This is a genomic window from Coleofasciculus sp. FACHB-712, from assembly GCF_014695635.1.
GTDB lineage: Bacteria > Cyanobacteriota > Cyanobacteriia > Cyanobacteriales > FACHB-T130 > FACHB-T130.
This window is the reverse complement of sequence record NZ_JACJOQ010000389.1, coordinates 51,053-59,958: the sequence shown is the minus strand read 5'-3', so window position 1 is coordinate 59,958 and position 8,906 is coordinate 51,053. Positions and strand designations below refer to the sequence as shown.

Sequence of the window (8,906 nt, the reverse complement as noted above, 5' to 3'; positions counted from 1 at the left end):
GGTTCTTTGGTCGCCTTCGATCGGCTGCGATTTGACTTCAACTGTCCTCGTCCCGTGACATCCGAACAAGTACAACAAATCGAAGAGCAAATCAATACTTGGATCGCGGAAGCGCATCCCGCCGAAACTGAAATCCTGCCAATCGCGGAAGCCAAAGCGAAAGGCGCAATCGCGATGTTTGGTGAAAAATACGGCGATGAAGTGCGGGTACTGGATGTCCCCGGCGTTTCGATGGAATTGTGCGGCGGTACTCACGTTCACAACACTGCTGAAATTGGGCTATTTAAGATAGTCTCCGAGGCGGGTGTCGCCTCTGGAGTGCGGCGGATCGAAGCAGTGGCAGGGCCAGCGGTTCTGGAATACTTGAATGTCCGGGAGAAAGTAGTTAAAGATTTGAGCGATCGCTTTAAAGTCAAACCCGAAGAACTCCCCGACAGAATTACTAACATCCAGAACGAATTAAAGGCATCTCAAAAGCAGCTAGAAGCATTAAAGGCAGAACTCGCCTTCGCGAAATCTGACCAATTACTCAGCACTGCTGAAACAGTTGGTGATTTCAAAATTTTAGTTGCCGAATTGGGCGACGTTGACGCAGAATCTCTAAAAAATGCCGCTGAAAGATTGCTGCAAAAATTAGGCAATGGTGCTGTATTCTTGGCATCAATTCCCGAAGCAGATAAAGTAAGTTTAGTGGCACATTTCAGCCCGGAAGTCAATAAGAAAGGATTGCAGGCTGGGAAATTCATTGGCGCGATCGCTAAAATCTGCGGTGGCGGCGGCGGCGGACGCCCCAACCTGGCGCAAGCTGGCGGACGCGATCCTAGTAAGCTGAAAGAAGCCTTAGAAAGTGCTAGAACTCAGTTACTTGAAGGTTTGCAGTAATCCCGTAAGGTGGGCTTTTGCCCACCTTTGAAAACTCTCAAGCCTCAGTTACACTGAGGCTTCTGCCTGTTTTAGCTTACAAATTTTCTCTGGTTTTAGTTATAAAGTTGTGAGTGTAGCGTGTCAGTACCTGCATAGCTGACAGCGCATTCAGGGGCATGAAACTACGCGAAAAAACACTGCTGACGATTGGCGTTACCGTCGTAAGTTTGATAGGGGTTTTGTATGTCACCTCGTCAACCATCCTGCTGAGAGGCTTCGCCAAATTGTACGAACGGGAGGCTTACCGGAACGTTCAACGAGTTCAGGATGCCTTCTCTAACTACCTGAGTGAGTTCAGCGTTCTCAACGAGCAATGGGCGATGTGGGATGACACCTATAACTTCATCAAGGATGGCAACCGCCGCTATATCGAGCGCAATCTGAATGATATTTCCTTGCGATCGCTCAGATCCGACTTAATCCTATTTATCAATTCCTCCGGTCAGCTGGTTTTTAGTCAAAGCTTCAACCTGAAGCAGCGCAAAGCAATCCCCACTCCGAAGGAAATCCAGGCATACTTAGCGGCTAACACAAGCCTGCTACAGAACCCCAAACGACTTGACCACTATGTTGGCATCGTTCTGTTGCCCCAAGGGCCAATGGCGATCGCAGCCCGGCCAATTCTCACTAGCGGGGGTAAAGGGCCTAGTCGGGGAACGCTGATCTTAGGGCGTTACCTGAATACTGAAAAAATCAAGGCTTTGAGCGAGTTGACCCATTTGCCCATCAGTATGTACTTGGCAAGCGATCCGCAACTACCTCCCGACTTCAAATCGGTGCGTCCGGCTTTGTCCAAAATGCCCAATAAGTCTTCTTCGATTCTGGTGCGATCGCTCAGCAATGGCGGGATGGTGGGATATACCCTACTGCGGGACATTGACGGAAAACCCGTAATGCTGTTGCGAGTTGATATGCCCAAAGAATTTTATCAACAAAGCCAACTTCTTCTGACTTATCTGGTAGTGTCGCTGGGTATATCTACTTTGGTCGTGGGGATCGCGTTCACCGGAGCAACTTTATTTCTGTTAGAAAAATTGCTTCTGTCTCGGCTAGCTTATCTGAGTACGGAGGTTCGGAGCATTGGTACTAAAGGCGATCTGTCAATGCGCGTCTTAATCGCTGGCAGAGATGAATTGTCGATCCTGGCTCGTACAATTAACTGGATGTTAGAAGCTTTAGAGTCATCGTTAAAAGAACTAAAAGCGGAGCAAAAGAAGGCGGAGAGGCTGCTACACAATATTTTGCCCCAAGCGATCGCCGACCGATTAAAAAAAGAACAGGATACTATCATTGCCGATAACTTTGCCGAAGTAACGGTTCTATTTGCAGATATCGTTGGTTTTACTCAACTGGCTGCTCATACATCACCAGTAGAACTAGTCAACTTGCTCAACCAAATATTTTCTGCGTTTGACCAACTTGCGGAACAACATGGTTTGGAAAAGATTAAGACCATTGGCGACGCCTATATGGTGGTTGGCGGTTTACCTATCCTTCGCACGGATCATGCAGAAGCTATTGCCGAAATGGCGTTAGATATGCAAAAGGCAATTGACCGATTCAATGCAGTGAATGGCGAAGAGTTCAACATCCGAATTGGCATTAACACTGGCCCGGTTGTTGCTGGAGTCATTGGTTTGAAAAAGTTTATCTATGATTTATGGGGAGATACAGTTAATACCGCCAGTCGCATGGAATCCCACGGAGTCACAGGTTCTATTCAAGTTACCGCCGCCACTTACCAGCTTTTACAGGACAAATATCAATGGGAAGAGCGGGGTGCAATCCAGGTGAAAGGAAAGGGAGAAATGATGACTTATCTACTTATCGGCAGGAAAACAGAAAAACTGCTAGTGTGAGCTAGAAGTTTATAGATATCGCTGTTTAGAAAGGCAAAACTTTATGGGTCGCTTAAATCCTTACACGCTACAGATGCAGATTACCCGGATGTTCCAAGACGGGCAATCTATCTTCGCGCCAGTGAAGGTGCAGGATTGGCTGCGAGAGCGCAATCACGATCCAGCCGAATATGATATTCTCTTCCATCAGCAACCCGCGCCGCCGGGAGCCAAAGAAGCGATCGCTATTCAGATTGAGTTGCGCCGCAAAGATGGACAGCCGGTCGATCCGTGGCTCCAACAAGAAGTCAACCGCCACGCTTAACGCTGTTTAATGCACTAACTTGTCAGCCAAATTTGTCAGCCAAAATGGATGGGTTGTAGAGACACGATTAATCGTGTCTCTGCTTGACCGCCTACCACCCTAAAAAATCTGTTTTAATGGACGTATTTTAAGAAGAATCCCCTTTAATTTCATAAACAAATCGCAGTATAGTTGTGTAATTTGTTATTAAATATAACCAGTTAAATTTATTGAAATTATTTTAATTGAAAGCAAACAGATTTTCTAAACTTACGCTGAGGGGTGACACGCGCCTCAGGGAGCAATGGGTATGAAATCAAATCAGCGTTGGGTTCTAGCTTTTATTCTTTATTTCGTAATTTTACTGACAATTTTTGTTTCTGCTTATTTAGGAATTGTGCCAGTTAAAATTTCTGCCATTCCTTTTTATGACACAATTGGACATTTCATTTTATTAGGATTTGCCAGTTACTTAGGTCAGAAAGCTTTAGGGAACCGGGTGATTAATATTTGGTCTCGTTCCATAAGCCTACCACTATCACCAATTCTGATTAGTATCTTTGCCTTATTTGATGAGAGTCTGCAAGCCCTCTCACCGCTTCGTTCCTCCACCTTGTCTGATCTCGCTGCCAACCTAATCGGAATTTGGTTTTTTTACTGGCTAGCATCGTTAAAGTAGAGCCTGGGAATCGTTTTTTGGAGTTGGTTACATCCTGAGCATTTGGATTTACTAGAGATTGATGGCGTCGCCGATGCTGCGATGATTCGGCGGCTTTCTCAACGCTTGGTACGTGACGACTGGGCAGAAGTTATTGACATGAGCATGGGAGAACAGAGATTACTTCCCTTGTCACCGATCTCTATCTCAAGAAGTATTCACTTAAAGTAATTCAGTTTATGTGTATCTACAGACTTAATTCCAAGGGTTAATGACAGGCAATTCCTGTGGATTTACCCTTAATTTAGATGGCTTTAGACGATACAAATATAGTTCTACACAGTCCAAGTTTTTACAAAACAATCATTAGAAAGCTTACTATTCTCTTCTGGAGCTTTCAAGCGACTCAGTGTAGCAAAAAAGTAAGTCTAAAGAGAAGACATTGGAATAAAATCAACTAAAAAATTCTGAAAATCAAGGTTCACGCGGAGGTTTAATATGTCTTATCGCTACAACCAAAATAAAGCTCCCTTTGTGAGAATCGTCTACTCAAAGGTTAATGTAAACGGAAAAACTGAACTAGTGCCGCTGGAGTTATACGCAGATGGCTCTCTTAAGAGAGCTATCTGAAGAGAAAATACGATCTGCAAATATAAAAAAATTCTGTTTCCCGATTCTGTACCAAAGTTCGGGAATACTCTACAATACAGCGAATAAGTTAGCGTTCATAGTCTTGAAACGACAGAGCTGCTATGGCTGGTGTAAAGCCTTACCAAAATTCGATGCTATTGGAGAAACCCGAACATTTTCCCGTCCTGGGAGTGCCCGTTCATCTGTTAGAAGACTATTCTAAGTGGCTAATCTCGCGCCTACATGAGAAGGTAGGCGGTCATGTCGTTACGCTAAATGCGGAAATGGCGATTCAGGCAGAAGACAACCCCACCCTTGCGGGGATCATCCAGCAGGCTGAACTGGTGATTCCGGATGGAGCTGGGGTTGTCCTTTATTTGCGGCTAAAGGGTAGACGCCTGAGACGCTGTCCGGGAATTGAGTTGGCAGAGTCACTTTTACAGGAAGCTGGGCAAATGGGGAAGCTTTGCCCGATTTTTTTCTATGGTGGGGCACCGGGAGTCGCGCAAGCAGCAGCTGCGGTTTGGGAGGAACGAGTGCCGGGAATTGCGATCGCTGGGAGTCAACACGGCTACCTCTTACCCGAAGCAGAACCAGAATTTAAGACAACCCTGCAAACTCTCCAACCCCGTCTGATATTCGTGGGTTTAGGCGTTCCCCGTCAGGAATTATGGATTGCCCAAAACCGACACCTGTGTCCCGAATCGATTTGGATTGGTGTCGGCGGTAGCTTTGATATTTGGGCTGGAATTAAATCCAGGGCACCCGCTTGGTTGCGGGATAATCATCTGGAATGGCTTTATCGCTTGTATCAAGAACCCTGGCGCTGGCGAAGAATGATGGCTTTACCGCAATTTGCCTTGCGAGCTGTGGTAAAAAGTTATGAGTTTTGAATTGTTAATTGTTCATTGAAGTTGCCATGAACGATGAGCGATTAGCTATTAGCCCTTAGCATTACGCACTGATAACTTTTATATGACCACAGCTTCTGCTCATCCCAGCATTGGCAAAGATCGCCGGAGTGACGCACGGGACGCCAATTACTCAGCCTCCTCAGCAGTCATGGTGAAATTGCGGGAAGTGACAAAAATTTATTCCAATGGCAGCCGTGGGTTATTGGATGTGAATTTGGAAGTTAAGCGAGGGGATTTCTTGTTTGTTACCGGGCCTTCTGGTTCTGGTAAATCAACACTCTTAAAGCTGTTGTATGGGGAAGAACGCCCCACGGATGGCGAGGTCATGGTCGATAACTGCAACGTGGCGCAGTTGCGGGGTCATCGCCTGTCTTTGCTGCGGCGGCGCATCGGCGTTGTTTTTCAAGACTACAAACTCATCCCCCGCCGGACAGTCACGGAAAATATTGCTTTTGTACTGTGGGCGCAAGGCTTCACGCGCAAGGAAATTGAGCGCCGCCTTCCTCCAACGCTGAAATTAGTCGGGTTGCAGCATAAAGCGGATTGTTTTCCTGAAGAACTCTCTGGTGGAGAGCAACAGCGGGTCAGTCTTGCTCGTGCCATTGTCGGAACGCCGCCGCTGCTACTGGCAGATGAACCGACCGGAAACCTCGATGCTGATAATTCGGCATCGGTGCTGAGAATTCTCCAAAAACTCAACGCCTTCGGTGCCACAGTGATGGTGACAACGCACGACGAACGCTTATTGCGGATGGCGAATCGACCTGTGGTGCAAATCCGTGAGGGGCAAGTCAAAATCAGAAATTAACCAGAAATGAATAATTCTTCTGTTTAATTTTTTACTGGGCGCTTCTTACCAAAATCACGGTGCTTTTCACGCCACGCGCGATCGCTTCGGGGATATTTCCCTTCATCACCTGCTGCAATAGCCCTTCCCGACTAGCACCCAATATCACCACATCGCAGGCGTCAGCTTGCGCTAGATCGATCACGGCATCCGAGACAGAACTGGAACGAAGGGGAATCGCCGTCACGCTTGCACTCAGTTGGCGGCTGAGGAACAAGGCTGATTTTTCTAACATGGCGGTGTCCGGCAAGAGGGTGGAAGGATGGAAAACTTGGGCTAGCTCAATTGCGGGTGTCTTACTCAGACACATCAAAGCGGGTAGGAGTTGCAAAGCTTGCTGGGCGTTGGGACCACCAGCAATCGGAACCAGCCAGCGATTGAAGCAGAGGGACACGGTGGGTGAGTGGGTGCCGATGCGATGCCGGGGTGCCAGGATGCGGGGCGGCCGGGGAGAATTGGCAGCGATATGCGCCCTGATGCCTCTGCTTCTCGGCTCTTCTACACCTGGAGTCTCTTCGCCCATTTTCACCAGCACCACCTCGCAGGGAGCCTGCCGGATGATCGTGTCTACCACATCGCCAAAAACTCGACCGGGCGTGATGCTGGTGCCTTTCCAGCCCATCAGCAGCAAATTAATGTGACGCTCGTTAATGGTTTCCAGAATCGCTGGAGCAACATCATGAGACACGCGGATCTGAGTGTGGACGGGAATTTGCCAATCTTGCCCCAGTTTTTCGGCATGACGGAGCAACCGACGACTTTTCGTTGTGCTAACGGGCGTTTGAGCCGGGGCACTGTTGCGGGGAACCGAGATAACCTGAAGACATTCGATTTCGTAGTTGCGATCGCGCGCAATTGCAGCTGCCATTTGCAACAATGCGGGTGCGGTTTGCGGGTTGGCGATGGTAACGAGCATTCGTCCGCTTCCCACTGCCGGAGAACGAGTTTGATAAACACAGTAAGAAGGCTCCGGACGCGGGCCAATATTCACCGATTGACCGTTCAGCTTATCTGCTTGCGCCCGAATAATATCAGCACGGGTAATAATCCCAATCAGCTTGCGCCCTTCCGTCACTGGCAACCGACTGAGTTGATAGCGATTGAGTAAATAGAGAACATCACCCAAGGAGTCGGTAGGGTTTACCGCCATCGGCTTCGGCGTCATGATTTTGCTCAAAGGGGCATTCCCTGGTAATCCCCGTTGGGCAATTCCAGCAAGGTCAGTTTGGGTAATAATCCCAACCAGTTTCTCTTTATACACAACCGGAAAGCCGCGATGATGGGAGCGAGAGAAGGCTTGCACGGCTTCATCAAGGGTCATATTGCTGGTTAAGGTTTCGACTCGGCGCTGCATCACGTCTGCCGCCTTCAGCATCGATAAGAGTCCATCGGTAGTTGGCTTTTTCTCTAGTTCAATCCCATTCCACTTCAGCAGGCGATCGTAGAGCGACCCCCTAACTATCTTTTCTGACACCAGGTAAGCAACAACAGACCCAATCATCAGCGGCAGAACAAGATTGAAGTCCATTGTCATTTCAAAAACGATGACAATAGCAGTGATGGGCGCTTTGGAGACGGCACTAAAAAATGCCCCCATGCCAGCCAGGGCGTAAGTAGTCGGTGAACCCACTGCCAAGGTTACCTCCTGCACGAACCCGACCAGATAGCCAAGCCCAGACCCCAGAATCAGGGAAGGCGCGAATAACCCCCCAGGGGCACCAGAACCACAGGCGACGAGCGTGAGTATATACTGAGCCACAAAAGCGATCGCTGCCATTTCCCAGCTCACTCCACCTGCCAGCAGGGACTCTCGCAGCCCGGTGTTGTCTCGAAATGTTGAGGGGAGAAGGGCGGTCACGATACCAGAAATTAATCCAGCCAGCCCAATTCGCAGCGGTAGAGAAAGTTTGAGGCGGCGATAGAAGGCGAGGGAAGTAAAAATTCCTTTCCCAAACATTGCCCCCAGCACCCCAGCCAAGGCTCCTAACAACAGGTAAAAAGGAATCTCTTGGGCAAAAAAGCTAGTCTGAGATTGGCTAATATCGAGGTTGAGGTCAAGGCTACGACCGCCCAGCAGCCGCGACACAACCGCACCGATAAAGGATGCGAGAATGGCTGTGCCCAAGGTGAGGTCGGATAAATCTTGGAGGAGTTCTTCGACAATAAACAGCACACCGGCAATCGGTGCATTGAAACCAGCCGCTAACCCAGCACCCGCACCAGCGGCAATCATCTGGCGGCGATGGTCGGGCGAAGTAGGAACCCAGTGGCTGAATTGAGCAGCAACGGCTGCACCGATATGCACGGTTGGCCCTTGACGCCCCAAGGTGAGTCCGGAACCCAGAGCAATAATGCTGCTGGCTAACTTCACGAGGGCAACTCGTAAATTCAGGGCGATGGGGAATTGAGAAAGGGCAGCTTTAACAAAAGGAATGCCGCTCCCCGCTGCTTCTGGTGCCAGACGTTCGACTAGGAAGCCGGAGAGGAGTCCAAAGGATAAACCAATGGCGGGTAATGCGAACCATGCAGGGAGAAAGTGGGAAGCATGAACTCGCCATGCACCCAAGGTCCCGACGCCGACTTTGAACAGAACTGCGGCGAGTCCCGATACTAACCCAATTAGACAAGCTTCAGCGATCGCTAAACGCCGTCTGGGTTGTAAGAAAGCTTTGACCTTGGATTTGGGAAATTTGAGTCTTGAGTGTAAAGACAAAACTTGAGAACTTAACACTCTCAAATAATTCATAAGTCATTCAACATTTTGCCCTCAACTCATTTCATGGCTAATGGC

7 protein-coding genes are annotated in these 8,906 nt (G+C 48.6%); 6 read left to right on the top strand and 1 reads right to left on the bottom strand.

The window, feature by feature from the left end; all coding sequences use genetic code 11:
* From H6F50_RS11230 to ftsE, 6 genes are all read left to right on the top strand, one after another.
* Positions 1-882: DHHA1 domain-containing protein (locus tag H6F50_RS11230; RefSeq protein ID WP_242028983.1), on the top strand; the 882-nt coding region annotated here is incomplete at its 5' end.
* Between the two features lie 158 nt (positions 883-1,040).
* A complete protein-coding gene (locus H6F50_RS11225; RefSeq protein WP_190428756.1) occupies positions 1,041-2,783 on the top strand; it encodes an adenylate/guanylate cyclase domain-containing protein in 1,743 nt (580 codons plus the stop codon).
* 43 nt (positions 2,784-2,826) lie between these two features.
* Positions 2,827-3,087, top strand: a complete 261-nt coding sequence (locus tag H6F50_RS11220) for a hypothetical protein (RefSeq protein ID WP_190428755.1) — start codon at positions 2,827-2,829, stop codon at positions 3,085-3,087.
* Between the two features lie 289 nt (positions 3,088-3,376).
* Entirely contained in the window at positions 3,377-3,745 is a 369-nt protein-coding gene (locus H6F50_RS11215; RefSeq protein ID WP_190428754.1) for a VanZ family protein, read from the top strand.
* 761 nt (positions 3,746-4,506) lie between these two features.
* Complete coding sequence (locus H6F50_RS11210; RefSeq protein ID WP_190428759.1) at positions 4,507-5,247, top strand: WecB/TagA/CpsF family glycosyltransferase; 741 nt, start codon at positions 4,507-4,509, stop codon at positions 5,245-5,247.
* A gap of 169 nt (positions 5,248-5,416) precedes the next feature.
* Positions 5,417-6,076 carry a cell division ATP-binding protein FtsE gene (gene ftsE / locus H6F50_RS11205; RefSeq protein WP_190411357.1) on the top strand — a complete coding sequence of 220 codons (660 nt, stop codon included), beginning with the start codon at positions 5,417-5,419 and terminating at the stop codon, positions 6,074-6,076.
* A gap of 31 nt (positions 6,077-6,107) precedes the next feature.
* Here the strand turns inward: ftsE and H6F50_RS11200 are convergent, their stop codons facing one another.
* Positions 6,108-8,861 carry a chloride channel protein gene (locus H6F50_RS11200; protein WP_190411334.1) on the bottom strand — a complete coding sequence of 918 codons (2,754 nt, stop codon included), beginning with the start codon at positions 8,859-8,861 and terminating at the stop codon, positions 6,108-6,110.
* Positions 8,862-8,906 lie beyond the last annotated feature (45 nt).